Genomic DNA, 26,106 nt, shown 5'->3' with positions numbered 1-26,106 from the left:
AGCTTCTTTCCGTAGTTTGGTCGCTCAGGCTGATGTTTGGCCTGTGAGGGCACGGGCCGACGGAATCAGCTTTCTCAAAATGAAGACAAGCAGCGCCGCTTCGGCTTTGGAGATGGGCGGAAATGGTGATTGATATGCCGTGCCATTGCGTCGCGCGTGTGCGGCAGCAAGCTTTTGAGTTTCTTGAGACGAAAGCTTCAAATCTGCGCAGACACGGAGAATGGCGGCGTTACGCCCAGCATCTTTGGTGCGCACTTCGTAATGTTCCAAGACCGCTTGGACCACTTGATATGTGCCTTCATAAGCCAAGGTAAAGACTTGCATTGAGCGGCTGGAGTCGATGGTGTTGGCCACCGCGAGATAGTCTTCTGCATGTGCCAGAAAGCCTGCCACTGCACCGGCTGTAGGTTGCACGGCTGCAAAAGCACCCGTGCGAATCAGATTTTCGTATTCAGTCGGTCTTGCCATCAGAGAGCACCGTCAAGGTCGCGCCCTCAAGGATTTGTGACACGACCGGATCAGTTTGCCGCAGGTGCGCCCATTCCTGCTCGTCGTACAAGGACAAATGAATCCTGCGGCCAAGCACCGTTTCGGCTTGAAGCAGCGATTCGCCCACGGCGAGAATCAAATCGGGGTGGCCCACCACAATCAGGTCGATATCGCTGTCGGCAGTATCTTGCCCGCTGACCACAGAGCCGAAGATGAATGCCTGTTGAATCTGTTTGGCGAACGGTGTCAACGCGTCGCGGACTGGTTCCACCAGCCCGAACGTCTTGCGCGCGATGCTCTGCAGGTCTTTGTACAGAAAGTGCGCAGCATTAATACGAATGCTGCGTTCATGTCCGCGTCTCGGGTCTTCTTCCAGGATACCGGCCGAGATGAGCTTTGCCAGATGACGTCGCGTGTTGCCGACCCCTCCACCGGACAGTGCAATGAGATCCTTCACACGGTATGAGCGCTCGGGATTCAGCAAGGTCGCACCAAGGATGCGTTGCACCGGTGGTGCAAACATGAAATCGACAGCGCTCATAAGTCTTAAAAAAGGATTTTTAAGTCTTATTATAGGACTTTCATGCGCGCGTGTGCCAATCGATTGAGCCGATCAGATCCGTAACGGACCGATCAGCTCAACACACCTTCACCTCGCTGCCGTCTCTGCCATGAACTGCCGCAGCAACCTCAACGCATGAGGCGTTGCCTGTACGCCGGCCAGCAGCGACGGGACATCAAAACCTTCTCCGCTCAACACTTCGGTACGCCGCGTCACGCAGTGGGTCATGATGTTCGGCGTGAACTCGGGGTGGAACTGCACCGACATCGCACGCGGCCCGTAGCGCAGAATCTGGAACGGGTCATGTTCTGTCCCGGCCAGCACCGTGGTGCCGGGCGGCAGGCGCACCACGCTTTGTTCGTGTGTCAGGTTCACGGCGAAGGCAGCAGGGAAATCGCCCAGGATCACGTCGTTGGCAGCATCCGGGGTCAGCGTAATGGGCTTGACGCCGATCTCGCGGCCTTTGGGGTGGTACGCCACTTCGCCGCCCAGCGCGTGTGACATCAGCTGGTGTCCGTAGCAGACGCCGAACAGCGGTGTGCCCGCATCGATCGCCAGGCGCACCCAGTCGGCGGTGCGCTCGCTCCAGTCTTCCTTGTCCGTCACCATCGACCACGAGCCTGTGATGACGGCACCGCTGACGCTGTCCGGCGCGGGCAGCGCTTCGCCCGCGAAGGGGCGCACGACCAGCGCGTTTGCGCCGTGTTCGCCGAGTGCCGCGCGGAACCAGTCGGACTGTTCACCGATGTGCGCGCGCAGATCGTCGGGCGGGTTGCCCATCTGCACGATGAGCCAGGGTTTTTGGGGGTTGGAGGTCATGACGCTCGACGGGACAAAAGGACGGGATCAAGCCAGGAAGTCTACCGAACGCTTGGCCCGTTCGTCGACGCTCAGACGGAAGATATCCGGGCGCGCGTAATGGCCGACCACGTCGAAGTCGTAGCGGGCGCGCACCAGGTCGTCGGTGTCGATGGTGGCGGTGATCAACCCGGTTTCCTGCACCAGCGGACCGGCCAGGATGTCGCCCATCGGGCCGACGATGACCGAGCCGCCCCGGATCAGCGGGCGTTGTGCATCCCAGCCGGGGACGTCGATGCCAAGCTCGGCGGGCGAGGGCTGTACCTGGCATGCGCTGATCACGAAGCAGCGTCCTTCGTGGGCGATGTGGCGCATCGAGCATTGCCAGATCTCGCGTTCGTCCACGGTCGGCGCGCACCAGATTTCAACGCCTTTGGCGTACATGGCGGTGCGCAGCAAGGGCATGTGGTTTTCCCAGCAGATGACCGCGCCGATGCGGCCGGCGGCGGTGTCGACGGTGGGCAGTGTCGATCCGTCGCCCTGGCCCCAGATCAGTCGCTCGGTGCCGGTGGGCATCAGCTTGCGGTGCTTGGCGACCAGGCCGTGGGTGGGGTCGAACATCAGGGCCGTGCAATACAGCGTGTTGCCGCTGCGTTCGATCACGCCCACCACCAGGCTGGCCCCGGTGCGGGCCGACAGACCTGCCAAGGCCTCGGTTTCCGGGCCGGGCACATCAATGGCGTTATTGAAATAGTCGGCGAAGGCTTCCCGGCCTTCGGGCAGGCGGTAGCCCAGGCGAGTGCCGAAGATTTCGCCTTTCGGGTAGCCGCCCAACACGGCTTCGGGCATGACCACTACCGACGCGCCGGCCGCGATGATCTGCGATTCGAACGACAGGATGTGCTGCAGTGTGTCGGCTTTTCCGCTGGGGGAAGAACCGATCTGCAGGGCGGCGACGATGGACTTGGGCATGTGGATGACTCGGCAGGGTTGAGGACCCAGGCATTCTGGTGAGCCGACTAGAATCAATCAATCGTGTGCCATGAGTAAGTGATATGAATACTGTCAATATCGAAGAAGCAGATCTCAACCTGCTGAAAATCTTCGAAGCGCTGTATCAGGAAGGTGGGGCAAGTCGCGCGGCAGTTCGCTGCGGGCTGACGCAGTCGGCCGTCAGTGCCGCTTTGGGACGGCTGCGCATGATGTATGGCGATCCCTTGTTCGTCCGCACTGGGCGGGGCCTGTCGCCCACGCTGCGGGCCAATGAGCTGATGCCCTTGATTGGCGAGGCGCTGGATAAATGCCGCCAAAGTCTGGCGATGGCATCGACGCAGGCGGCCAGCTACGCGGGGCGGTCGGTTGCCATCGGCCTGTCGGACGACTTCGAGCTTGCCGTCGGCGCGCGCCTGATCGATGCCGTCGCCCGACTGGCACCGGGTCTGCGTCTGGTGTTTCGCCAGACCTACAGCAGCGTGGTGGCCGACATGTTGATGGCGCGGGCTTTCGACCTGGGGCTGACATCAGGAGGCTTGTCGTCGCGTGCGCTCCGCCGCGAAACCTTCGGTGAGGGGACTTACGCGTGTCTGGTCGAGGCGGAAAGCCTGGGCGACGGCCAGACTGCGCTCTCAGTGGACGATTACCTGCAACGGGGTCATGTACTGATCTCGTCGGGCGGTTTTGTCGGCATGGTCGATGAGATGCTGGCCGCGAAGGGCCTGCAGCGGCGGGTGCTGGCGTCGTCCACCCATTTCAGCGCCGTGCCTTTCCTGCTGCCCGGCAGCAGCGCAGTGGCCACGATTCCGCTGCACGCGGCGCGTGTGCTGGCCGCGCACACCTCGCTGCGGCTGTTGCCGTGCCCGTTGGATGTGCCGCGTTATTCGATCGAGTTGGGATGGCGCGTGGACAGCTTGCGTGATCCCGCCGTGAAGCTGGTGAAAGCCGCGCTGGGCGAGCTGTTGCGCGAAATGGCGTGGCGCTAGGCTGGCATGGCGTTACCAGCCTGTCGCGGACGCGTCGCAGCAGGCCAGTATGCGTTACGGCATCTCTTCCGGTTTCGGCATGGCGCTTACGTCCATGTACATCAGTTCCCACAGGTGGCCGTCCAGGTCTTCGTAGCCGTGGCCATACATGAAGCCGTAGTCCTTGGGCGGATTCGGCGTCTTGCCGCCCGCTGCCACCGCCTTTGCCACCAGTGCGTCGACCGCGTCGCGGCTGTCGCATGACAGGCAGACCAGCACCTCGGTGCTTTGGTGCGCGTCGCTGATCGGCTTGGGCGTGAAGGTCTTGAAGAAGGGTTCGACCAGCAGCATCACGTAGATGTGCTCGTCGATGATCATGCAGGTGGCGTTGGCGTCGGTGAATTGCGGGTTGAAGGTGTAGCCAAGCGCGGTGAAGAAGGCGACGGAACGGGGCAGGTCTTTGACGGGCAGGTTGACGAAGATGTTGGTAGACATACGTTCTCCTGGGGGCAGCGTGCGGGGTGGGCTTCTGGCAGCCTTTGGCAGCTTATTCAGCGCGTCTTGCGCTGGCAAGCCGGATTTGTCTGGCACGCAATCTGCGCTTGTTTTCCGGCTTGTCGTCTGCCTGTTCTCGCAGGCAGACAAAACATCTACCGTTCGTCTGCTGCATTGCAACAATTTCGCTGAACCCTTGCTCCATCCACTTGGATGGTAATAGGATGGTTCCATGCCTCCTAAGCCCAGCACCCTCAACCCCGCTGCCAAACCGGCCGACGAAAAGATCACGATCAACCTGGGTTGCGTAGACCTTGGGCAGATCGACTTGCTGGTGCAGGAAGGTTTCTATGCCAACCGCACCGATCTGATCCGCACGGCCATCCGCAACCAGCTTGCGTCCCATGCCGAGGTAGTGCGGCAGGTGGTGTTGCGCAAGACGCTGGTACTGGGCATTCAGCATTACTCGGTGAACGATCTTCACGCTGTCGAAGCGGCGGGCGAACGTTTGCAGATCAAGGTGCTGGGCCTGGTGTCGATTGCCCCGGATGTCACGCCTGAGCTGGCCTTGGCGACGATCGAGTCGCTGACCGTGCTGGGTGCCTGGCATGCCAGTCCATCGGTCAAGGCGGCACTTGCCGACCGGATACGTTGATTGTTCATCGAATGTTGACGTCGATCTGCGACGCCGATCTTCGCCCTGTATTTTCCAAGTCGTTTTTTTGGCCTGGTTTTGGCCCTGACCACGTACGGATCTGCACCTGATCCGGCGGCGGACCCGTACGTCTGTGGCGTACGTGGAATTCCCGCTGGTGATTGCCGCGTACCCCGTACTGAAGACCCCAGACCCCCGGCTTGACGCCCCACTTGGCGAGCGTCGCCCAATTTTTAACGGAGCATCGTCATGAGCCCAGAGTTTCAACGACTGATGAACGAAGCCACCCGGTTGACCCAGACTGGTGACCTGCGCGCGGCCACGGCTGCGATTCAGAACGCGCTGTTCGGCGGCCAGGCATCTGCACACCAGGCGTCACACGATGATGGTGATGTGATCGAAGTCGAGGCACGCGAAGTGCCGGACCGCGATGTGACATCCGGGCAGGCAACGGCGCGCCCGGACGCATCGTCCCGTCACGATCAACGCCACACGGCACGGCCGTCGGCCGATGCGGGGCGTTTCATCGCTGGCAGCTTCCAAAATAGCGCAGGCCAGCGCAACTACAAGTTGTATGTGCCGCCCGGTGCGGGCACGCAGCCCATGCCTTTGGTGGTGATGCTGCATGGCTGCACGCAGAATCCCGACGATTTTGCTGCCGGTACCGAGATGAACCAGGCCGCGCAAGAACAGGGCTTCTTCGTGCTGTACCCGGAACAGTCGACGCAGGCGAACCCGCAGCGTTGCTGGAACTGGTTCAAGCACAACCACCAGGTCAAGGGGCGCGGTGAGCCTGCCATGTTGGAAGGCATGACCCGCGAGGTGATGGCCACCTACGCCATCGATGCCGCCCGTGTTTATGTTGCGGGCCTGTCGGCAGGCGGTGCCATGGCGGCGATTCTGGGCGATGCCTATCCCGAGCTGTACAGCGCGGTGGGCGTGCACTCGGGCTTGGCCGCTGGCGTCGCGTCAGACCTGTCGTCGGCACTGGCTGCCATGAAGGGCCAGGGGCGGGTCGTCAGCGGTGCGGTCAGCGGCATGCCGACCATCGTGTTCCATGGCGATGCCGACGCCACGGTGCATGCGGGCAACGGCCAGCAAGTGATTGCGGCCAGCGTCGGCATAGCGGCCAGGCAGGATGTGCTCAGCGTGGCCCCCTCGGGTGGACGTGGTGCCACTCGCCACGTGCATCGGGACCGCAGCGACCGGGTGGTGGCAGAACACTGGGTCGTGCATGGTGCGGGTCATGCCTGGTCGGGTGGCAGCAGCAACGGGTCTTATGCCGACGCCAGCGGGCCGAGCGCTACCCAGGAAATGCTGCGATTCTTCTTCGAGCATCCGCGTCGGTCGGGCATGCAATAAGGGGGCTGCGATAGTGGGTTTCAGTAATGGGTTTCAGTAGCGGGTTGCAGTAGTAGGGGCTGCATCCATAAGCTGAATCGACAGGCTGCAAGCGTGGCGCAGGCACCCACTGAAACACCCGCAGATTGCCTGTTGAAGCGGGCCGACAGACGGCTTGTTGGCCCGTTCCCACACCGCTTCACATCGTGCTCGATTGCCGTCAAACGGCACGGCATACTAGCGCCCGCGCTCTGCCTGTCCCGCACCATTTCCTGGGTGCGGCCATCCCGTTTTTGCCCGCGATCTCATCGTGACCCAGCCCTGTCTGGACTGCGGCGCCTGCTGCGCCACCTACCGCGTCTCGTTCTATTTTGGCGAGACGGACGATCATCTTCACGGGGTGGTGCCCGAGCACGTCACCATTCCGATCAGCCCATATCTGGTGGCCATGCGCGGCACGGAAAACACGCCAGTGCGCTGCGTGGCGCTGGCTGGCGAGGTCGGGAAGGGGGTGAGTTGTGATATCTACGCCCAGCGTTCAACGACGTGCCGGGAATTCGATGCCTACAGCGAGGCCTGCCATCGGGCACGGCAGCATCACGGGCTGCCGCAATTGCCGCCGCTTTAAGCGCTGGGCGTTTTAAGCAAAACGCGTCATCGGGCGCAATGTGTCAGGTTCAGCAACCGACATTCTGACGCCAGACTTCTGCGGTCGAACGTCAGAAGCCAGAGCTTTGAAGCCGAACCTCTGAAGCCGAACCGTTGAAGCTGAACTTCAGCGAACACCACGCTCGCGCAGCAGCCACTCGATTTCACGCAAGACGTACATCTGCATTTCTTCGCCTTCGCTGGGCATCTCGTGGCGCTTGAGTGCGGCCAGACCAAGCATGAAACCGAAGGCCGTCAGGATTACCGACAAGTCGGTCATGCCTTCAGTCGACCAGTTCCAGATGCCGGTGCAGAAAATGGCGATCGCAACGCTTCCCAGGGCCAGCAGGTTCAGCTTCTTTGCGCGACGTTCCTTGCCCAGCTTGTATTGGCGATAAGGTTCTTCGCGCAGCAGGTCGGCGGTAGAACAATGCCGCAGCAGAGGTTCAAGGGGAGCCTCGGGAGCGTCCACCGTATCGAAAACGTCGCTTGCGTGTGTATGGGTCACGATCAGCATTCCCGTAGAAACGTATCGCCAGCACCGGGGTCGGGCGGGCGGACTGCGGTAACGATTTACGGTAATGAGAGGTTACACGTATAACAAATTTAACGACACGAACCGGCAGAACTTAAGGCCGATATCTGCGTGAAAATGCTGACTGTTCAATCGATTGCGACCACGCATGGCAACCAGTGAAATTGTTACACAAGCCCCAGAACTGAAGCATATTTTTGACCCGGATCGTATTCGTCACATTGCGGATGAAACGCTTGCGGTCTACCCCGATTTTGATCGTGACCGCTTCGTCCAGCTGTGCCTGTCGGGCCTGGATGACCTGTCCCTGATGCAGCGCCTGCGGCGCGTCAGCGAAGCCCTGCACGCCACCTTGCCCAGGGATTACCGTGCGGCGTTGACGATTCTTCGGGCGCTGGCACCACGTCTGAACAGTGGATTTGTCAGCATCGCCTTGCCGGAATTTGTGGCGCTTTACGGTGCCGATGATGTCGAGGCATCGCTGGATGCCTTGGAATTCTTCACGCGCTTTGGCAGTTCGGAATTCGCCATCCGCCATTTCCTGCGTCGTGACCTGGACGGCACCTTGGCGGTCATGAAGCAGTGGTCCGTGCACGAGAATGAGCACGTGCGACGTTTGGCCAGCGAGGGTTGCCGGCCACGCCTGCCATGGTCGTTCCGGCTTGAACCGCTGATGCGTGATCCGTCGCCCGTGGCCGAGATCCTGGAGAATCTCAAGGCAGATCCCAGCCTGTATGTGCGCAAATCGGTGGCCAATCACCTGAACGACATCACCAAGAACAACCCGGATTGGGTGCTGGATCGCCTGGGTGGCTGGCCGCAGGACAACCCGCACACCACCTGGATCGTCCGGCATGGCTTGCGCAGTCTGATCAAGGAGGGTGACAAACGGGCACTGGCCTTGATCGGAGCCGGTGCCAAGGCCGATGTGGAGGTACGAAGTTTCACGGTCACCCCAGCTGCCATTCACCTGGGCGAGACTATCGACTTGGCTTTGCAGATAGTTTCTACCTCCAGCAAACCGCAGCGCCTGGTGATCGACTACGCCATTCATTACGTGAAAAAGTCGGGCACCAGTTCGGCCAAGGTGTTCAAACTGAAGGCCATCACGTTGGGAGCTGGAGGGACGGTGACACTGACCCGTGCCCAACGTATTCGCAGCTTCACGACCCGTGTGCATTACGCGGGCAGGCACGAGGTGGAAATCTTCGTGAACGGCGAGTGCCTGGCACGCAGCGCGTTCGCTCTGACGGTGTAGGCGCGCGCCAAAATAGCCCCGTGGAGGATTAGGCAAGATCCCAGGAGGACTGGATATTCAAGCGCGCGGCCGCGCTTTCTAAGATGCATGCACTGCTTGCCGACACACCACTACACGGATGTCGGCAGGACAAACAACCCGCATCTCAGGAGCAAGACCATGTCGAATATCCAAGGAAAAGTCGTTCTCGTGACCGGTGCCAGCAGCGGCATTGGTGAAGCCGTGGCGAAGTTGTTGGCCGAACGCGGTGCCCATGTGGTGCTGGGTGCACGCCGCGTGGATCGGCTGGAAGCGCTGGCAGCCAGCATTCAGGCGGCGGGCGGTTCGGTGCGTGTTCGGGCGCTGGACGTCACCCAGCGCGACGACATGCAGGCCTTCGCGGACTTCGCCACGGCCGAGTTCGGTCGGGTGGATGTCATCGTCAACAACGCCGGGGTCATGCCGTTGTCGGCGCTGAACGCCCGCAAGATCGACGAATGGGACCGCATGATCGACGTCAACATCCGGGGCGTGCTGCACGGCATTGCGGCAGTCTTGCCGGGAATGGAAGCGCAGGGCTTCGGACAGGTGATCAACATCTCGTCGATCGGCGGTCTGTCGGTATCGCCCACGGCGGCGGTGTATTGCGCGACCAAATATGCAGTGCGTGCAATTTCTGACGGCTTGCGCCAGGAAACCGACAAGATCCGCGTGACGGTGGTCTGCCCCGGTGTGGTCGAGTCGGAATTGGCCGACACCATCTCTGACGAAGCCGCGCGCCAAGGCATGAAGGAATTTCGTCGCATCGCCATCCAGCCCGACGCGATTGCCCGCGCCATTGTCTACGCCGTCGAGCAACCCGACGATGTGGACGTCAGCGAACTGGTGGTGCGTCCGACGGCCAGCCCGTATTGATTGGTATCGCGTGATCAGCAGTGCTTGGTCAGCAAGTGTGTGGTCAGCAGTGCGTGATCCGCATTGCGGGTGTTGCGCCAGGCGATCAAGACGCGTGCTGGTAACGCTTGGCGCGACGAAATCCGCGCTATCGTTTCACCTTGATTGAACGCACGGCAGCTCGCCGTGCACGTCCCAAGGAGCCAACGATGGCAAAGAATGAAGAGCTGGACCCGGAAACCGCCGCGTTGATCCAGTGGTGTACGGAAGTGGAAGGCTTTCTGGTGGCTGCTGGTGCCTCGCTCGATGAAGCCCAGGGCTACATTGAAGAAGAAGCCGAATGGTTCACCGACCAGTTCTACGAAGGCCTGACGCCCGAGCAGGCTGCCAAGGCGTCGATGAACGACCAGTAGCACGACTGAAATGTGAAACGCAGGCCCGCCATGCAAGCGCTGGCGGGCCTGTTGGCATGTGGACCCGCGCATGGCTGATGCATGTGCTTCGTGCGGGTGCCCCGGTCCATGTGCTGCAGCCCATGGGCCTGGTCCACGTGAACCAGTTCATATTGGTCAGCGCATATGAGCCAGTCCTTTAGACTGATGCCTCAGCCACCCACCGAGCGCCCCATGCCGAAGCTGCAATCCGCTACCCAATTCGTCCAACATGTCTTCGCGGTATCGACCTCCGGCCGTGGCACGGTCGAGATCAGTGACCGGCTGCGCAGCCTGGTCAGCCAAAGCGGCATTCAGACCGGCGTGGCGCAGATATTCGTGCATCACACCAGTTGCTCGCTGGTCATCACCGAGAACGCCGATCCGGATGTGCGCGACGACCTGGAACGTTATTTCGCGCGGCTGGTGGAAGACGGTGACGCGTTGTTTGTGCACCGTGCAGAAGGCCCGGACGACATGTCTGCCCACGTGCGCGCAACGCTTACCGCCACCAGCCTGAGCGTGCCCGTCACCGATGGTCGATTGGCGCTCGGCACGTGGCAGGGCGTATTCCTGTGGGAACACCGCACCGTGCCCCATGACCGCAAGATCACGGTGACCTTGATCGGCAGCGCAAAAGCCGCCGAGGCACGCAGCCCGTTTGATGAATGGTCGGAATGACGGTGCTGCGTTGAATGTCCGGTTTGGACTGACGGGTGATTTCTATCCAACCGGGGCGAGATTCATGCAGCTTGTCGCGGGCGCAGATCTACTCGGTTGAACAAGCTCAATCTGGCCGGATCGCCTGCCACCAGCGCGGTCGGCGATCCAGGAACAGACGGCGCTGCGGCACATCGATGGTGCCGCCCGCAAAAGGCCCCAGCAACCGTGGCCGAAAGTCGTTGACCAAGTCCACCAACGGCCCGGCGCAAGGTGTTCGATAGCGTTGTGACGTGCGGGTGTAGGGCGAGCTGAAACGCCTGGCACCACCCGGCTCGATCCAGCTTCGTCCATCCACCGGCAACTGCATATCGTCGAAGTGCACCGGCCGCAGCGACAAGCCGTTCACCCAGTAATACACGCGGCCCAGATATGCCGCGTGCAGCCATCGTTCGCAGGCCTTCGGGCTGTGTTCAGTGTCAGTCGGGGCATCCGGGAAAACGGCAATCCACAACACGTTGATGCCAAGCCCGGTATAGGCCTGTGTGCGTTCCCGAATCTCGGCCACGCTCAGCACACTGCGCTGCACTTCCACCGCCACGGGCTGCCCGTGAATGTAGGCAAACACATCGGCCACCACCGGGCCAAGATGCTTTTCCAGCTCAACATCGGTGACAGATGCATGCTGCGCAAGCGCGTCGAATATCTCCATCTTGCAGTGCAGGTGTTCCAGACTCTCACCTTGCCCATGCGCGCGGGCCACTTGTGGCGGATGGCGAAAGTGGTGCACCCGTATCCGCCCCTTGTTGAGGATCAGCGGGCGTTGACAACTTGTGCACAGGAAAGGCCCATGGGATTTATCCACATAAGCGGCCACCACCTTGACCCCGTCCTGCTGGCGAGTTGCGGTGAGCATGCGTAGTCCCCATCCCGGAATGTCCAGCGAGCACCATCGTGGATGGTGATCACCTAGTCAATGGGAGGGTGGACAAACAGCGCGCAGGTAAATGCCCAGTTCCTTCCTGATGGCCCACAAGTTTGCTGGCTTCCGACAAGCGCCAAGCAAATCGCTTGGTATATCGATGCAAATAAGGCGACAATCGTCGCTAATTATGCATCAATCACTTGCCGCTACCCTTTTCCCCGAATATCGTCGCCGCGTTCTTGGTCTGCTGTTGCTTCGCCCCGAAGAAGCGCTGCATGGCCGCGAGATCGCGCGTCGCACTGGTCTGCCCGCAGGCACGATCACCCGAGAGCTGACACGGCTGGCAGAAGTCGGGTTGCTCGCGCGCGAGCGGCGAGGAAACCAGGTGCTGTACTGGGCTGATACCAACTGCCCCGTGTTTGCCGAGGTCGCCAGCATTCTTCGCAAGACCTCCGGCGTGGTGGATGTTTTGGTCCAGGCACTGACAACCGTCATGCCGCAACTGCGTGTAGCCTTCGTTTTCGGCTCGGTTGCCCAGGGTCGAGAAACGGCGGGCAGCGATGTCGACGTAATGCTGATCGGGGACATCGGCTTTGCGCAGGCAGTTGAACTGCTGCATCCCGCGCAGGCCAGCCTTGGGCGCGAAATCAACCCCAAGGTATTTTCTGAGCTCGCATTTGTATCGTCCCTGCGCACCCAAGCTTTCCTGCACGACGTGCTGTCCAAACCGAAGTTGTTCCTGACGGGAAGTGACCGTGAGCTTGCAGAACTTGTTGGGAATCAGCCTTGATGCAGTCAGCCCCGACGGTGCTCACGCCGCCCGGCTGCTTGCCGCGGCCGAGCGCAACATCCTGGATGCGCAGCTTGATGAGTTGAGCGCCGAAAATCGGTTTGACGCGGCATACAAAGCCATTATGCAACTCGCGATGCTGGCGCTCTATGTGAAGGGGTATCGCACGCTGACCAGCAAGCCCGGTCATCACCAGACGGTCATTCAGACCCTGCCGCTGACTTTAGGCACATCAGCTACGCAAGTAATCGTGCTCGATGCGCTGCGCAAGCAGCGCAACTTGTCGGACTACTCTGGAGATCTGGTGCCGGACTCTGTGGTGGTCGACTGCCTGGCCAATGCCAGAGACCTTTTGGATCAGGTACGCAAATCGTTGGCACTTGATCAACACAACCGTCCGGTCTGATGGACTCGCGATACGCTTGCATCGTTCCCCTTGAGCGAGCCGCACTATCACCCCTCGCGTCTCACAACGCCGCCGACAAGCCCCCATCCACAAAGATCACCTGTCCGTTGATGAAATTCGCGGCAGGTGACGCCAGGAACACTGCCAGACCGCCCAGTTCCTCCACCTCGCCCCAACGCCCCGCCGGCGTGCGTTTCGCCAGCCAGCCACTGAACTCTGCATCGTCAACCAGCGCCTGGGTCATCTCGGTTCGGAAGTAGCCAGGGCCGATGCCGTTGATCTGAATATTGTGGCGCGCCCAGTCCACGCACATGGCCTTGGTCAGCATCTTCAAACCGCCTTTGCTGGCGGTGTAGGGGCCGGTGGTGGCGCGGCCCAGGTCGCTCATCAGCGAGCAGGTGTTGATGATCTTGCCGCGCTGGCGTTCGATCATGCCGGGCACGACGGCCTTGCTGACCAGGAAGGCCGAGGTCAGGTTCAGGTCGATCACCTGTCGCCATTCGTGGCTTTCGATCTGTTCCAGCGAGCGGCGCAGTTGCATGCCGGCGTTGTTCACCAGGATGTCGATGGGACCAAGCGTCGTGCCAAGCGCGGCAATGGCGGTGTTGATGCTGGCTTCGTCCTGCACGTCGAACACGCTGGCATGTGCGTCGATGCCGGCTTCCTGCAAGGCGACCACGGCTGCTTCCAGCTTGGTGATATTGCGGCCGTTCAAGACCACCTGTGCACCCGCCCGCCCCAAGGCCACGGCCAGCGCCAGGCCGATGCCCTGGCTGGAACCGGTGACGAGGGCGCGCTGGCCCGAAAGCGTGAAGTCAGGAGCGGAAGCGATGGGGGTCATGACAGGCCTTTGCTGATGAGAACGCAAAGTGTAGAACGCATGCGCATCTGCTTTAGGGTTGCCAGGGTTGATCCCGGGGCAGGGATCGATCAGACGCGATCATGATCCGTGTCTACCCATGCCGCAGGCGGCGCATCCTCTTCAGCGACACACCGCCTGTACCTGCTTGAAGATCAGCCCTGATCTAAGGTCGCTCCGCCATCCACCCGCAGATCATGCAGCGTGATGTGGCTGGCGCGGTCCGACAGCAGGAACAGCACCGATTCCGCCACTTCTTCCGGCGTGGCGATCTGGCGCAGCGGAATGCCCAGCCGGTATCCGGCAAGCGATCCTTCGATGACGGTTTCGCGTGACGAACCTTCACGCCACATGGCGCGTTGCATCTCGGTATCCGTGGAACCGGGCGACACGATGTTGCAGCGAATGCCGTATTCCGCCAGTTCCAGCGCCAGGCAGCGTGTCAGCTGGCTGACTGCCGCCTTGGATGCCGCATACGCCCCCATGCCTGTGCGCGGCGTGCCGGCGGCGTTCGAGCTGATGTTGACGATGCTGCCGCTGCGGCGTTCGATCATGCCGCGTGCGACTGCGCGGCAGACGTTGAAGGTGCCGGTGGCGTTCACCGCGAACGGGCGTGCCCATTGTTCGTCGCTCAGGTCGACGATCTTGCCCATCTGCAATACGCCGGCCACACAGGCGAGCTTGTCCAAGTGGCCGATGGCGGCTTCGGCCTCAACCACTGCACGGTCCACGGCGGCCGAGTCCGACACATCAACCGTTGCCAGGTGAAGCTGCCCGGGCGCGGCTTCTGTGCGCAGGGTTTCCAGACCAAGTTCGTCCAGATCCAACGCAGCTACTCGTGCGCCTTGCGCGAGCAAGGCACGCACCACGGCTGCGCCGATGCCGCTGGCGGCACCCGTGACCAGCACCCGGGACTCGGCGAAGTCGCCGACGATGGGCCGGGTGTGGGGAACGATCCGGTCGTTGGCGGCGGGTTCGCCTGGTTTGGCGATGCTGTCTTCGCCGTTGTCGTCGGGCATGGCGCTCATGAGATCTGCTCCGCTGTCTTGTCTGCGGTCGCGCTCGACAGTGCCGCCACCACTTCGTCCACCGTCAGGCTTGCACCGCAGCGGCCCGACACATAGGTGATTGCCATCTGGTGTTCCGCTGCCGAGAAATCAGCCACGGCATCCAGCACAAAGAAGGGCTGCACGTCTTGCATGAAGGCTTCCAGGGCGGTCGCCATGCAGCCGATGTGCGCGTAGATGCCGCAGATGATCAATTGGTCGCGGCCCCATTCGCGCATCAGATCGCGCAGGTTGGAGCGTTGGAAGGCGCTGTAGCGCCACTTGGTCAGCACGGTGTCTTGCGGACCGGGTTTCAGCGCCTCGATGACGGGTTGCTGCGCGTGCTTGTCGGCCGCTGTCAGGCCCGGGCCCCAGAAGTCGTTCAGCAGCGCACGATCGCCTGAGGGTTGCTCGACGGGCTGGGCGGTGTAGACCACCGGCACACCCGCTGCATTGCACGCCGCGCGCAGTTGAACGGCGTGGTCGATCAAAGTAGGAATCGGTGCCTGCGACATGTCGTATTTGGCCAGGAAGTATTCCTGCATGTCGTGCACCAGCAGCACCGCGCGCGAGGGGTCGGGACGCCAGTTGACGCGGTTTTTCACAGCGCCGCTGGGCATGGCGTAGGGGGTGATGACGGGGATGCTCACGGCGTGACTTGCTCCTGGGGGCTTGGCGGGCCGACAGGCGGCCGCGCGGGAAATGCTGGGTCTGATGTCAGAACATCAGTTCTTTCAGATAACGACTTCTGGCAAAACTCTCTCTGGCCAGGCAGAGATTCCTGGTGGCTGCAAATGCAGGCGTGCTGGGGGTGATCACAAAGCTCTCGATGGCACAGTTTTCGTCCCTGACCGTGATCCAGGCTCGCTGGGATTTTTTGACATGCTCCAGGAGCTCATTGCCCAGCTTCGGATCTGCTTTGTAGCCGCTTGAGATGCTGTCGTTCAACATCTTGTAGCTGCGGTTCAGTTCGGCATCTGCGTCGATGATCTTTTGCCTGGAACATTCGTATATCTGTTGATTGTTCATGTCGCTGTCGGCGCACATGGCTGGCTCAGGCATCCTGGCATAACAGCCCACGGATATGAAGCACGACAGGGCCAAAGATATCTTCGCAAACATAGGTTCCTCGCTGGTTAGTCTCTTCCTGAAGCAGGCTGTTGACTCGTCATCAACCCAAGCGCTGCCAGCATAGTGCGGAATTTCACACCGGTTTCTGCCAGCTCACGCGCGGGCTCTGACCCTGGCACCACGCCTGCGCCTGCGTACAAACGCAGGCTGGCACCATCACTTTCGGCGCAGCGCAGCGACACGGCCCACTCGCCGTCACCCTGCGCGTCGCACCAGCCCACCAGGCCCGCAAAGAAGCCCCGGTCGAAGGGCTCCAGGTCGTGAATGGCAGCAAAGGCCGCGCCCGTGGGGTGGCCGCAGACAGCCGGGGTGGGGTGCAAGGCCAAAGCCAGTTCCAGGGAACTGACGGCCGGGTCATCCAACTCGGCTTCGATCCAGGTGGACAGATGCCACAGTGCATCGGTGGATGTCAGCGTCGGGCCATCCGGCAGACGCAAGTCACGGCAGTAGGGACGCAGCGCGGCAGCGATCGAATCGATCACGATGGCGTGTTCGTGCCGGTCTTTGGCCGAGGCCAGCAAGGCATCGGCGGCTGCGCGGTCTGCGACGGGATCGGCCTGTCTGGCGGCCGACCCTGCCAGCGGGTTGAGAATGACGCGTCGGCCCTGGCGGCGCAGCAGCAGTTCCGGGCTGGCACCCAGGAACACGGGCGGGTTGCCAGCGTCCGTCTGGCTATCGTCCAAGGGGATGGCGAACGTGAACCCATGCGGATTGCGCTGCAACAGGCTGCGCATCAACATCGGCCGATCAGGCGGGCTGGTCAGGGTGATGTCCAGGGTGCGGGCAAGCACCACCTTGTCGAGTTCGCGGGCCGCAAAGCGCTCCAGCGCATCGGTCACGGCCGCTTCGTAGCCTTCCTCGGGCGGAACCGACGTCATGGTGATTGGCGTAGCAATCGATGTTTTTGCTGCCGGCTTCATGGATCGACGGTCCAGCGGGCCATCAAGCTGGCATTGGCGTGGCACGACCAGACGGGCAGGGCGTGACGCATCGAAGGGAACCGCACCGATCAGCACGGGCGCGGCAATGCCGCTGTTCTGGGCTTCAGCCAGCAAGTCGGCTGCGCGTTGCCACAGTGGTTCTGGCCCCGGTGCCAACGTAAGCGCAGCATCCCGCCCCAGCACGCTGGCAGTTGGCGAGACGAACAGGTAGTCGTCGGCGCGGTAGTTCGCAAACCAGGAATCAGCGGCGGGGCCGGCAGCGGCCACACTGGGGACGGGTGCGTTCATGCAAGGTCCAGGCAGATGCGGTGCACGCAGCACCACAGTCGTGAGAATAAGAATAGTTCACGATTTTAGCGCTGCTTGGTGACTTGCACCTGGGATGACACTGATTGTCATGCGGGATATCTACGTCCCAGGCCGGTTCAGCCCGCCGGGCGACGCACCAGAATCGATTTGCCGAACAGACTTTCCACCAAATCCACTGCCATATCGGCAGTCTGGTTGCGCAAGTCCAGCGCCGGGTTCAGTTCCACGATGTCCAGCGAACACAGCCGCCCGGTATCGGCGATCATTTCCATGCACAGCTGGGCTTCGCGGTAAGTGGGACCGCCCGGCACCGTGGTGCCGACGCCGGGAGCCAGGGACGGGTCCAGAAAATCGACATCAAAACTCACGTGCAGGTGCACCGAGTCGTCTACCCCTGCCAGCACCCGTTCCATGGTGGCGCGCATGCCCATCTCGTCGATGTAACGCATGTCGTAGACCTCGATGCCGGCCTCGTGGATGAACTCGCGTTCGCCGTCATCGACGCTGCGGATGCCCACCTGATGAATCTGGTCGTGGCGAATCGCCGGCACATGGCCGCCGATCGAGGTCAGCACTTCAGGCCCGTGTCCGCACAAGCAGGCCACCGGCATGCCGTGGATGTTGCCGGTAGGGGTCAACAAGTGTGTGTTGAAGTCGGCATGGGCGTCCAGCCACAGCACCAGCAGTTCCTTGCCGGTGTCGCGGCAATGGCGCGCGGCGGCACTGACCGACCCGATGCCCAGGCTGTGATCGCCGCCCATCATGATGGGCAGGCGGCCGCGCTTGAGTTCGCCGTAGACGGCGTCGTGTGTGCTGCGGTTCCACTCGGCGGTTTCTGCCAGGTGCCGGAAGCCCTCGACCGGTGCCAGCCATGGCGTGCGTGGTCCGCTCAGGTCACCGATGTCTTCAACGTCTACGCCGCGTTGCAGCAGCGCTTCGGCCAGACCCGCCACCCGCAGCGCCTGCGGCCCCATGGACGCGCCCCGCGCGCCCGCGCCAATGTCGGTGGGCACGCCGATCAGGCTGACGCCGGGATAAAGCGAGGATTGAGTCATGGAAGGATTCTGCTCGACGCTGGGGGGAATTCAGAGGAACCGTGTTGCCCAAAGCAAAAAAGCGCGCAGGCAAGCCTGTGCGCTTTTTGTTGTTTACATCAGGGAAGCTCGGCCGGGTAACTGTTCAGCGCCAAGCCCACCTGTCGCTGAATATCCCAGGCTGCCAAGGTGGCAGCCACCGCACCGTAATACACGCCGTCGCGCACCACGTACATCGACGGCAGATGGAAGACTTCGTAGCGCTGCGTGATGCCGCCGCTGTCGCCCGCGTCGATCCAGCAGACGCGTTCAACCGGCAATTCCATCAGGGGGAGTTGCTCGCGGGCGAGTTTGCAATTGCCGCAGGTCTTGCTGGTGAATACAACCAGTGAGATGCCCTTGGCATCAAGCAAGAAACGGTCTGCATTGCCGTCGTTCAGTTCGATCTGTTCCATCCGACAAGCTTAACCCGTCGTCCGCAGCGGATGCGTGCGACCGGGCGCGTTGACCGCCGTGCTGTGCATCGGGCGCGTCAGCGCGTGTGGGCAGTGCCACAAAACCGTCGGGCAGGATGAAGGCCGGGGTGGTGTCCGCAAATGCACGCAGCAGTGCGCGCAGGGATTGCCGCAGCTTGGATCGCATGGTTGTCCTCCGGTGGCGTCTGACAGGGATCGGGGAAGGTGCAGTCTAGAAGCGGGCGCGCGCGGGCCAAACCATATCTTTGTGCTGATCTTATTTCTTGCAGGGATATAGGCCGGACCGATCTGTATCCCTGGTTATTAGCTTGGTCAGGGCTTCGGTTATTAACAGCCAACGAATGATTCGTAGTTGGCGCGCACCCGGCTTCCTACACTCGGCGGTCACCCAAACCCGTTCGATGGAAGGCGCTTCACATGACTTCTCGTTTCTTTACTTCTGCGCTCGGTCGCTTGATCGGCAGCGTGCTTGCTACTTCCGTGATCGCAGCCGGCGCGGCGCATGCCGCCGATCCCAGCCCCTTGCGTGTGGGCGTGCGCGGCGGCGTCGATGAGCAGATCTGGGAAGTTGTGACCGAGGTTGCCAAGAAGCAGGGCCTGAACGTCAAACCCATCGTCATCACCGGTTCGGCCAGCCCCAACGAGGCGCTGAACAACGGTGACCTGGAGGCCAATTCCTTCCAGCACATTCCTTTCCTGCGTGACCAGGTCAAGCAGCGTGGCTACACCATCGTCTCAGTAGGCAATACGCTGATCTCGCCCATCGCCTTCTATACCAAGAAGGGCTACAAGTCCCTGGCCGAGCTGCCTGCGGGTGCGAAGGTCGGCATCCCGAACGACCCCAGCAACCAGACCCGTGCCCTGGTCATCCTGCGCGACCAGGGGCTGATCACCTTGCGTGATGGCTTCGATCCGTTTACCGGCACCGCCACCCTGGCCGACGTCACGTCCAACAGCAAGAAGCTGGAATTCGTTGAAATCGCGTCTGTGGTGCTGGCGCGCTCGCTGCAAGACGTCGACGCCGCCGCCATCGTCAACAGCTTTGCCTATCAGGCCGGCCTGATCGCCACGCGCGACGGTATTGCGGTCGAGAAGAAAGAGAACAACCCCTACGTGAACATCATCGTGGTGCGCGAGAAAGACAAGAACGCACCGTGGGTGGCTCCGCTGGTGAAGGCCTATCAGTCCGAGGAAGTGCGCAAGTTCATCCTGACCAAGTTCGAAGGTTCCGTGCTGCCGGTGTTCTGAGCGTGACGATGCGTAGCGTTCGCCGTTCTGTCTTGCGGATCTTGCCTACCTGCGTGGGCCACTTCATTCCGGTTTTCTGAGCATGCCTGCGAAACTGCAACTGGTGTCAGCGTTGGCCGCCTCGAAAGGAGTGGTCGTTGCGCCCGCGCGGCCGGTGGCTGCCACCGTGCCTGCCGAGGCGCACATCGTGTTCGACGGCGTGCGCAAGGCTTACGCCGGCCCGGGCGGTGCACAGGTGAATGCGCTGAGCGAGGTGTCTTTCTCGATCGGGCGTGGCGAGATATTCGGCATCATCGGGCGCAGCGGCGCAGGCAAGTCCACGCTGCTACGCGCGATCAATATGCTGGAGCCGCCCAGTGCGGGCCGCGTGCTGATCGACGATGTGGACGTCAGTACCCTGAACGATGCAGGTCTGCTGGGCCTGCGCCGCCGTGTCGGCATGATCTTCCAGCACTTCAATCTGCTGTCGGCCAAGACCGTGCGCGACAACGTCGGCCTGCCTTTGAAGGTGGCGGGCGTCAAACCCGCCGAGGTACGCGAGCGCGTCGATGCGCTGCTTGACCTGGTCGGCCTGCGTGACAAGGCCGACACCTATCCAGCCAAGCTGTCGGGCGGACAGAAGCAGCGCGTTGGCATTGCGCGTGCGCTGGTGCACCGGCCCGCCATCTTGCTGTGCGACGAAGCAACGTCCGCGCTCGACCCTGAAACCACACAATCCATCCTGGCCCTGCTGCGCGACATCAATCGCGACCTTGGCCTGACGGTGGTGCTGATCACGCACGACATGGCGGTGATCCGCGAGGTATGCACGCGTGTACTGGTGCTCGATGGTGGCAAGCTGGTCGAGCAAGGCCATGTGTGGCAGGTGTTCGGTGATCCGCAGGCGGCAGCCACACGTGCATTGCTGCGCCCCTTGCAACACGATCTGCCGGTCGATGTTGCGCAAGCCCTGGTGCCCAGCCTGGATGGCCGCGCAGGCAACGCCATCATTGCGCTGCGGTTCACGGGGGACAGCCACATGGGGGGCGTGCCACTGGCGGCATTGTCAGCGTTGGGGCCAGGGGCTTCACTGCTGCATGGCGGGCTGGATCGCATCGATGGCCACGGCCAGGGCCGTCTGCTGGTGTCAGTGCCCGCCGCCACCCTGCATACGCACACGTTCCAGGCAGCACGTGTCGGCGACACCGCGCTGGCCGATCACATCGAGATACTTGGTTATGTCCCTGCCCGTATTGGATAAGTACATCCAGGCCTTTCTGGAAACCCTGCTGATGGTCAGCGTGTCGGCCGTGATCGCCATTTCCGGCGGCCTCTTGCTGGCATTGACGCTGACGGTGACGGCCGTAGGCGGCCTACGGCCACTGCCGCGTTTCAACCGCAGCCTATCGATCGTGATCAACATGTTCCGCGCGATCCCGTTCATCATTTTGCTGGTTGCGATGCTGCCGGTGACGCGGTTCCTCGTCGGCACCACGCTCGGCACCTGGGCGGCCATCGTGCCGCTGAGCGCGAGCCTGATGCCCTACTACACGCGCATCGCGCAGGTCAGCTTGAATGATGTGGATCGCGGCTTGATCGAAGCCGCACGCGCCAGTGGCTGCCGCCGCCGCGACATCGTGCGCCATGTGTTGCTGCCCGAAGCGCTGCCGGGCATCGTCACCGGCATGACGGTGTGCATCATCGGCATGATCGGTGCGTCTGCAATGGCGGGTGCCGTCGGGGCGGGTGGGTTGGGCGACCTGGCGATCCGCTATGGCTACGAGCGTTATGAAACGCGGGTGATGTTCGAGGTCATCGCGATCCTGATTGCGCTGGTGTCTATCGTGCAGTTCACGGGCGAGTGGATTGCGCGCAAGGTGGATCATCGGCGGTGAGCTGTCGGCTGAGGCAGCTCACGCACGCCGCGCAGAATTGCCAGACATTGATTGCGGCATCGGCTTAAGCTTGCAGTCCTTACCCGGACTGCAGACATGGATACGACCGCACATCGCCGCCGCCGCGATTTACTGATGAGCCTGCTGGGCGCACTCACCGGCATCGAGTTTCTGGAAAACGCGATGTTCGTGTTTGCCGTGTCGCCCATCATGCACGGCGTGGGCGCACCGCCTCAAGCCGTGGTGCAGGTGCAGGCCGCCTACGCGATTGCCTGCATGCTGGTGCTGGTCAAGCAGCACTGGCTGGCCGAACAGCTTGGCTACCGGCGCTACCTGTGCGGCGCATTGGCGCTGTTTGTCGCGGGTGCATTGGCCTGTGCGTTCAGCACCACGCTCGACGGACTGACCGCCGCGCGCTTCCTTCAAGGCCTTGGGGGCGGTGCCTTGTTCACCAGCAGCCGGGTCTTGGTGAACATGAGTTTCCCGCCTGCCGAGCGTGCCCCCGCGGTGCGGCGCTTCATCATCTTTGTATTCGCGGCCGGTGCTATCGGCCCGGTCTTGTCGGCCTTCTTGCTGGCGCACGGAAACTGGTCATGGATTTTCCTGGGCATCGTGCCGCCCGCTTTGCTGGCGCTGGCCGGGTGCGCGTGGCTATTGCCTGACGCGCATCCTGGCCGTGCACCTATGCCGTGGGCATGGGGCGGATTACTACTGTTCGGCATCGCCGCCGTGGGCTTGCAGATGGGTCTGAGCGAAGCAAGCTACGGCTTGTTTGCGCACCCCTGGCAGGTTGCTGCGCTGTGCCTGGTGGCGTTGGTACTGATGGGAGCCTTCGCCGTGCAGCAATGGCGTCATGCGTCGCCGCTGCTGCATTTTCGCCAGTTGAACAGCCCCGTGTATCTGACCGGCCTGGGCCTGTATTTCCTGTATTACCTGTTGACCAACTTCGGCAATGCGCTGTTCCCGGTCTACGCCGAACACGGCCTGGCATTCAGCCTGGGAACCACGGGCTGGCTCAGTTCGCTGGGTGGCCTGGCGGGGTGGTGCATGGCACTGGCCTACCTGCGCTGGTCCAAGCTGCTGCCGAACAAAAAGCCCTTGATGCTGGCTGGACTGGGCGCGATGTTCCTGGCGGCGCTGTGGTTCGCCTTTGTGCCGGCTGGTTCCTCTGCCTACGCGCTGTGGCCGGGCATCATCGCCAAGGGATGTTTTGGCGTGCTGATGGTGTTGCCGGTGGCGGGTTTGAGCTTCCGGGAATTGGGTGAAGACCGTTTCGCCCAGGCTTATCAGGCCAAGAACCTGATGCGCCAGATTGCCATTTCGATGTCCACGGCGGTGGCAACGGTATTGGTGCATGCACGCGCGGATTCCGTGCAAGCAGGATTAGGCGGAGGAAGCCACGCCGGTGCGCAAGCCACGCTGGTGGCAAGCCAGCAGATCTATCTGGTTCTGGCGGTATTGGTGCTGCTTGCCATCGGCGTGGTTGCGAAGCAAAAACGCCTGCTTTGATGTTCTCGGCAGAGCACGATCACGTGCTCGCTTTGTCCTGGTGGTTGAAAGGAGCATGACCTTGAAAGTTGCAGTGAAGCTGGGTGTAGGTATTGTTGCCGTGATCGTTGGCGTCAGCGCCTGGAACGTTGTTCGCGTCAGCCAGCCGGTTGCGTCTCGTCTGGCAGAAGATGCGCGCAACGCCAACATTTCGCTTTGGGCCTACCACCAATATGGGCTTGTGCCGTCGGTACTTGTCATTGACCTGCGTAGCGTGGGTGGTGAGGTCGCTGCGGCTGACGTGCTTCGGGCGCTCTTCCAAAGCGCTGAGAGCTTGAAGGACACCAAGTTCGAACGGGTGTTACTGGCCTATCGAGGCAGTGCAAAACTCATGATGGAGGGCAACTATTTCCGGACCATAGGCGAGGATCTACAGACCCAGAATCCGGTCTACACCATGCGAACACTGCCCCAGAACATGCTCAAGCTTGATGGTTCGTCCGCATATGCCACGTGGACAGGTGGGTGGCTGGGCGTACTGGGAAAGCAAATTGGTGATCTCAACACCTTTACCCAAGATTGGTATCTGCGTGACATGCTTCAGGAAGCGTCGCGCTGATTGGGCGACGCGCAAGCCGCGTTCTGCAAGCCACGTTCTTACACGCCGTCGATGAACACTTCCATGCGCTTGCGCAGTACCGGGTCAGGCAGCCGCCCGTATGCGGCACCAATATTGTCGGCGGCGTAGCGGGCGTTGGCGGTGCCGGGAATGACGCAGGTGACGGCTTCGTGCGAGATCACGTATTTCAGGAAAAACTGCGCCCAGCTCTTGCAGTCGAATTCGGCTGCCCAGTCTGGTAATGGCCGGTCTTTCACTGCCTCGAAGACACGCCCACGACCGAAGGGTAGGTTGATCATCACGGCAGCGCCGTAGTCACGTGCAGCGCGCAACACCGTATCAGCCGCCGCACGATTGTCGATGGCGTAATCGACCTGCACGAAGTCGAGCTTGGCCTGGGCAATCAGCGCAGCCATGTCGGCATGCTGGTTTTCGAACGAGGTGGTGACGCCCACATAACGGATGCGTTCTGCTGCCTTAAGATCGCGCAGCGTTTCCAGCTGCGTGGCGGTGTCGCGCAGATTGTGGACGGCGATCAGGTCGATCTTGTCGGTGCGCAGATTGTCGAAAGATTGCTCGATTTCAAGCAGGCCCGCATCGCGGCCGCTGGCCCCTACCTTGGTGGCCAGGAACAATTCCTTGCGTAATCCCAAGTCTGCCAACAGTCGGCCTACGACTGCTTCGGCGTCACCGTAGGAAGGTGCTGTGTCGATCACCGTGCCGCCAGCACGATGGAATGTCTGGATTGCTGCACGCAGGGGTGCCAACTGTTCCGGGCTGGCTGCACCCTGGTAGCGTCGCGCGGTGCCGATGCCCACCGGCACCATGGTTTCGCCCGTGGCAGGGATGGTCTTGCGGATGGGTTCGCCAGTGGGTGCAGCGGAGATGCCCCCCGTAGTACCCAGGGGTGCAGCATCAGGGGCTGCACGATTCTGCGCCCGTGCTGCACCGGCAGCGGCAACCAATGCACCCGCGCCAGCACTGATCAAAAGCTCTCGACGATTTATCGGCATGCGAACCCCTTGGGAGAGTCAAGCCCCTAACTTTGCCGCAGTTTCCAGCGCTTGTGCGAAGCCGTAAGGTTCCCTCACGCAAGCGATTGTGAGTGATGTGTGATTCCGTGGCAGCCAATGCACGGGCGTCGGAAGCACCAACGGCACTTCCGAAAGCCAAGAAAGTTCAGCCCAGCCCCACCGGCACCACCACCCCCAACCGTTCGCTCCACGCGGCAATCTGCGCCCGCAAAACAGGCTCGATCGGAATGCCTGCCAGCGTGCGTTCGGCCGCCACTTCTATTTCCGGGTCACCTGGCATCTTTGGTGATCCCGGCTCGGCCAGCAGCGCTGTTGCCAGGTGTTCGATGGTCGCCGCCAAGGTGGCACCGCCGGCGAAACGCTGCGGGTCGATGACGATGAAAAACGCTCCGATATGACGCGGGCGGGTCAGTTCCTCGTACATCGGGCCGATCTGCGGACCATATGGATTGCCATTGAGCGGCCCGCACAGCAGTTCGATCATCAGCGCCAGTGCATAGCCCTTGTGCCCGTAACGCTGACCGCCCAGCGGGCTGAGCGCACGGGTCTGTTGGGCATCAGTGGTGACATCGCCCGTGGCATCGACCGCCACGCCGTCGGGCAGGGGTTGCCCTTCGCGCCGTGCATTCATCACCTGGTTCCACGGGATCGAGGTGGTCGCCATGTCCAGGCATACCGGCTCGCCGTCGCCGCGCGGAAACGCGATCGAGATCGGGTTGGTGCCCAGAAACGCCTGGTAGCCGCCATGTGGCGCGGCGATCTTGTCCGAGTGGGTGAAGGCGATACCGATCATTCCCTGTCGGGCGGCTTCGCGTGAATACAGCCCGACTGCACCGCAATGGGATGAGTCACTGACGCCCACGGCGGCCACGCCTTGCTCGCGCGCAATGGTGATGGCTTCGCGATTGGCGTGGTGCGACACGACAATGCCCAGGCCCTGGTCACCGTGGACCTGGGCGGTGGACGGGCCGCTTCGTGTGGTGGTGATTGCGGGTTGCGGGCGGATCGAGCCGTGGGCGATGCGGTCCAGGTAGTGCGGCAAGCGTGCAATGCCGTGCGAATCGATGCCGCGCAGGCTGGTCTGCACCAGGCTGCGGGCGACTTCGTCGGCAGCCTCGTCCGGCACATTCAGGGCACGCAGGCAGGCCGCACCCCAGTTGCGCAGGGACTCGGCGGCATAGGGCAGGGCATCGGCCGCGACGGGCTGAAGACTCATCGGAAAT

31 protein-coding genes are annotated in these 26,106 nt (G+C 61.9%); 15 read left to right on the top strand and 16 right to left on the bottom strand.

All coding sequences use genetic code 11. From position 1 onward, the window contains the following. Window positions 1-24 precede the first annotated feature (24 nt). The 4 genes from FXN63_RS25705 to FXN63_RS25690 form a co-directional block, all read right to left on the bottom strand. Entirely contained in the window at window positions 25-468 is a 444-nt protein-coding gene (locus tag FXN63_RS25705; protein ID WP_148818426.1) for a hypothetical protein, read from the bottom strand. Next, window positions 452-1,030: a nucleotidyltransferase domain-containing protein gene (locus FXN63_RS25700; protein ID WP_148818424.1), complete on the bottom strand. Its 579-nt coding sequence runs from the start codon at window positions 1,028-1,030 to the stop codon at window positions 452-454. The genes FXN63_RS25705 and FXN63_RS25700 overlap by 17 nt, the downstream gene beginning before the upstream one ends. A gap of 108 nt (window positions 1,031-1,138) precedes the next feature. Further along, window positions 1,139-1,870 (bottom strand): glutamine amidotransferase, encoded by a 732-nt coding sequence (locus FXN63_RS25695; protein ID WP_148818422.1) that lies wholly within the window; start codon window positions 1,868-1,870, stop codon window positions 1,139-1,141. Between the two features lie 27 nt (window positions 1,871-1,897). After that, window positions 1,898-2,821 carry a carbon-nitrogen hydrolase family protein gene (locus FXN63_RS25690; RefSeq protein WP_148818420.1) on the bottom strand — a complete coding sequence of 308 codons (924 nt, stop codon included), beginning with the start codon at window positions 2,819-2,821 and terminating at the stop codon, window positions 1,898-1,900. A gap of 83 nt (window positions 2,822-2,904) precedes the next feature. Between FXN63_RS25690 and FXN63_RS25685 the strand changes: the two genes are divergently transcribed. Then, window positions 2,905-3,828 (top strand): LysR substrate-binding domain-containing protein, encoded by a 924-nt coding sequence (locus FXN63_RS25685; RefSeq protein ID WP_148818418.1) that lies wholly within the window; start codon window positions 2,905-2,907, stop codon window positions 3,826-3,828. A 54-nt stretch (window positions 3,829-3,882) separates the two neighbouring features. On the opposite strand, the gene FXN63_RS25680 is transcribed toward FXN63_RS25685, so the two are convergent. Beyond that, complete coding sequence (locus FXN63_RS25680) at window positions 3,883-4,302, bottom strand: VOC family protein (protein WP_148818417.1); 420 nt, start codon at window positions 4,300-4,302, stop codon at window positions 3,883-3,885. A gap of 232 nt (window positions 4,303-4,534) precedes the next feature. Here FXN63_RS25680 and FXN63_RS25675 point away from each other — a divergent pair, with 232 nt between their 5' ends. From FXN63_RS25675 to FXN63_RS25665, 3 genes are all read left to right on the top strand, one after another. Further along, entirely contained in the window at window positions 4,535-4,957 is a 423-nt protein-coding gene (locus tag FXN63_RS25675) for a CopG family transcriptional regulator (RefSeq protein ID WP_148818415.1), read from the top strand. A 249-nt stretch (window positions 4,958-5,206) separates the two neighbouring features. Next, window positions 5,207-6,319, top strand: a complete 1,113-nt coding sequence (locus FXN63_RS25670; RefSeq protein WP_148818413.1) for an extracellular catalytic domain type 1 short-chain-length polyhydroxyalkanoate depolymerase — start codon at window positions 5,207-5,209, stop codon at window positions 6,317-6,319. 289 nt (window positions 6,320-6,608) lie between these two features. Further along, window positions 6,609-6,926, top strand: a complete 318-nt coding sequence (locus FXN63_RS25665) for a YkgJ family cysteine cluster protein (protein ID WP_148818411.1) — start codon at window positions 6,609-6,611, stop codon at window positions 6,924-6,926. Between the two features lie 147 nt (window positions 6,927-7,073). Here the strand turns inward: FXN63_RS25665 and FXN63_RS25660 are convergent, their stop codons facing one another. Next, the gene (locus FXN63_RS25660; protein WP_148818409.1) at window positions 7,074-7,454 is read right to left on the bottom strand and encodes a hypothetical protein; all 381 of its coding nucleotides are present in this window, start codon (window positions 7,452-7,454) and stop codon (window positions 7,074-7,076) included. Window positions 7,455-7,629: 175 nt separating this feature from the next. On the opposite strand from FXN63_RS25660, the gene FXN63_RS25655 reads away from it, so the two are divergent. From FXN63_RS25655 to FXN63_RS25640, 4 genes are all read left to right on the top strand, one after another. Further along, window positions 7,630-8,739, top strand: coding sequence for a DNA alkylation repair protein (locus tag FXN63_RS25655; RefSeq protein WP_148818407.1), 1,110 nt, complete (start codon window positions 7,630-7,632; stop codon window positions 8,737-8,739). A gap of 159 nt (window positions 8,740-8,898) precedes the next feature. Then, window positions 8,899-9,633 carry an SDR family oxidoreductase gene (locus FXN63_RS25650; RefSeq protein WP_148818405.1) on the top strand — a complete coding sequence of 245 codons (735 nt, stop codon included), beginning with the start codon at window positions 8,899-8,901 and terminating at the stop codon, window positions 9,631-9,633. 188 nt (window positions 9,634-9,821) lie between these two features. After that, window positions 9,822-10,025 (top strand): hypothetical protein, encoded by a 204-nt coding sequence (locus FXN63_RS25645; protein ID WP_148818403.1) that lies wholly within the window; start codon window positions 9,822-9,824, stop codon window positions 10,023-10,025. A 213-nt stretch (window positions 10,026-10,238) separates the two neighbouring features. Further along, entirely contained in the window at window positions 10,239-10,724 is a 486-nt protein-coding gene (locus tag FXN63_RS25640) for a secondary thiamine-phosphate synthase enzyme YjbQ (protein WP_148818401.1), read from the top strand. Between the two features lie 106 nt (window positions 10,725-10,830). Here the strand turns inward: FXN63_RS25640 and FXN63_RS25635 are convergent, their stop codons facing one another. Then, entirely contained in the window at window positions 10,831-11,619 is a 789-nt protein-coding gene (locus tag FXN63_RS25635) for a competence protein CoiA (RefSeq protein WP_148818399.1), read from the bottom strand. A gap of 91 nt (window positions 11,620-11,710) precedes the next feature. Between FXN63_RS25635 and FXN63_RS25630 the strand changes: the two genes are divergently transcribed. Then, on the top strand, window positions 11,711-12,418 hold the full coding sequence (locus FXN63_RS25630) for a MarR family transcriptional regulator (RefSeq protein ID WP_246164969.1): 708 nt from the start codon (window positions 11,711-11,713) through the stop codon (window positions 12,416-12,418). Beyond that, window positions 12,384-12,824, top strand: coding sequence for a DNA-binding protein (locus FXN63_RS25625; protein ID WP_148818397.1), 441 nt, complete (start codon window positions 12,384-12,386; stop codon window positions 12,822-12,824). The genes FXN63_RS25630 and FXN63_RS25625 overlap by 35 nt, the downstream gene beginning before the upstream one ends. Before the next feature lie 61 nt (window positions 12,825-12,885). Here FXN63_RS25625 and FXN63_RS25620 read toward each other — a convergent pair whose 3' ends face one another. The 7 genes from FXN63_RS25620 to FXN63_RS25590 form a co-directional block, all read right to left on the bottom strand. Next, entirely contained in the window at window positions 12,886-13,665 is a 780-nt protein-coding gene (locus FXN63_RS25620; RefSeq protein WP_148818395.1) for an SDR family oxidoreductase, read from the bottom strand. Window positions 13,666-13,838: 173 nt separating this feature from the next. Next, window positions 13,839-14,711, bottom strand: a complete 873-nt coding sequence (locus tag FXN63_RS25615; protein ID WP_246164968.1) for a 2,3-dihydro-2,3-dihydroxybenzoate dehydrogenase — start codon at window positions 14,709-14,711, stop codon at window positions 13,839-13,841. Continuing rightward, window positions 14,708-15,379, bottom strand: a complete 672-nt coding sequence (locus FXN63_RS25610; protein ID WP_187395034.1) for an isochorismatase family protein — start codon at window positions 15,377-15,379, stop codon at window positions 14,708-14,710. Before FXN63_RS25610 ends, FXN63_RS25615 begins: the two co-directional genes overlap by 4 nt. Window positions 15,380-15,446: 67 nt before the next feature. Beyond that, window positions 15,447-15,776 carry a lysozyme inhibitor LprI family protein gene (locus FXN63_RS25605; RefSeq protein WP_281290840.1) on the bottom strand — a complete coding sequence of 110 codons (330 nt, stop codon included), beginning with the start codon at window positions 15,774-15,776 and terminating at the stop codon, window positions 15,447-15,449. Between the two features lie 89 nt (window positions 15,777-15,865). Beyond that, a complete protein-coding gene (locus tag FXN63_RS25600; protein WP_148818391.1) occupies window positions 15,866-17,089 on the bottom strand; it encodes an isochorismate synthase in 1,224 nt (407 codons plus the stop codon). Window positions 17,090-17,226: 137 nt separating this feature from the next. Next, the gene (rocF, locus tag FXN63_RS25595; protein WP_148818389.1) at window positions 17,227-18,165 is read right to left on the bottom strand and encodes an arginase; all 939 of its coding nucleotides are present in this window, start codon (window positions 18,163-18,165) and stop codon (window positions 17,227-17,229) included. Between the two features lie 98 nt (window positions 18,166-18,263). Continuing rightward, a complete protein-coding gene (locus tag FXN63_RS25590; protein WP_148818387.1) occupies window positions 18,264-18,599 on the bottom strand; it encodes a thioredoxin family protein in 336 nt (111 codons plus the stop codon). 438 nt (window positions 18,600-19,037) lie between these two features. On the opposite strand from FXN63_RS25590, the gene FXN63_RS25585 reads away from it, so the two are divergent. The 5 genes from FXN63_RS25585 (at window position 19,038) to FXN63_RS25565 (ending at window position 23,849) form a co-directional block, all read left to right on the top strand. Then, window positions 19,038-19,868, top strand: coding sequence for a MetQ/NlpA family ABC transporter substrate-binding protein (locus FXN63_RS25585; protein WP_148818386.1), 831 nt, complete (start codon window positions 19,038-19,040; stop codon window positions 19,866-19,868). A gap of 82 nt (window positions 19,869-19,950) precedes the next feature. Next, complete coding sequence (locus tag FXN63_RS25580; RefSeq protein WP_148818384.1) at window positions 19,951-21,108, top strand: methionine ABC transporter ATP-binding protein; 1,158 nt, start codon at window positions 19,951-19,953, stop codon at window positions 21,106-21,108. Further along, window positions 21,086-21,742 (top strand): methionine ABC transporter permease, encoded by a 657-nt coding sequence (locus FXN63_RS25575; protein ID WP_148818382.1) that lies wholly within the window; start codon window positions 21,086-21,088, stop codon window positions 21,740-21,742. The genes FXN63_RS25580 and FXN63_RS25575 overlap by 23 nt, the downstream gene beginning before the upstream one ends. Before the next feature lie 96 nt (window positions 21,743-21,838). Beyond that, the gene (locus FXN63_RS25570; protein WP_148818378.1) at window positions 21,839-23,251 is read left to right on the top strand and encodes an MFS transporter; all 1,413 of its coding nucleotides are present in this window, start codon (window positions 21,839-21,841) and stop codon (window positions 23,249-23,251) included. A 55-nt stretch (window positions 23,252-23,306) separates the two neighbouring features. After that, window positions 23,307-23,849: a hypothetical protein gene (locus FXN63_RS25565; protein ID WP_148818376.1), complete on the top strand. Its 543-nt coding sequence runs from the start codon at window positions 23,307-23,309 to the stop codon at window positions 23,847-23,849. A 38-nt stretch (window positions 23,850-23,887) separates the two neighbouring features. Here FXN63_RS25565 and FXN63_RS25560 read toward each other — a convergent pair whose 3' ends face one another. Together FXN63_RS25560 and FXN63_RS25555 are read right to left on the bottom strand one after the other, a co-directional pair. Next, a complete protein-coding gene (locus tag FXN63_RS25560) occupies window positions 23,888-24,862 on the bottom strand; it encodes an aldo/keto reductase (protein ID WP_148818374.1) in 975 nt (324 codons plus the stop codon). Window positions 24,863-25,028: 166 nt separating this feature from the next. Further along, entirely contained in the window at window positions 25,029-26,099 is a 1,071-nt protein-coding gene (locus tag FXN63_RS25555) for an Ldh family oxidoreductase (protein WP_148818372.1), read from the bottom strand. Window positions 26,100-26,106: the final 7 nt, after the last annotated feature.

Source organism: Pigmentiphaga aceris (assembly GCF_008119665.1).
Taxonomy (GTDB): Bacteria; Pseudomonadota; Gammaproteobacteria; order Burkholderiales; family Burkholderiaceae_B; genus Pigmentiphaga; species Pigmentiphaga aceris.
Note: the sequence above shows the minus strand (reverse complement) of the source record. Positions and strands in the feature narration are given on the sequence as shown.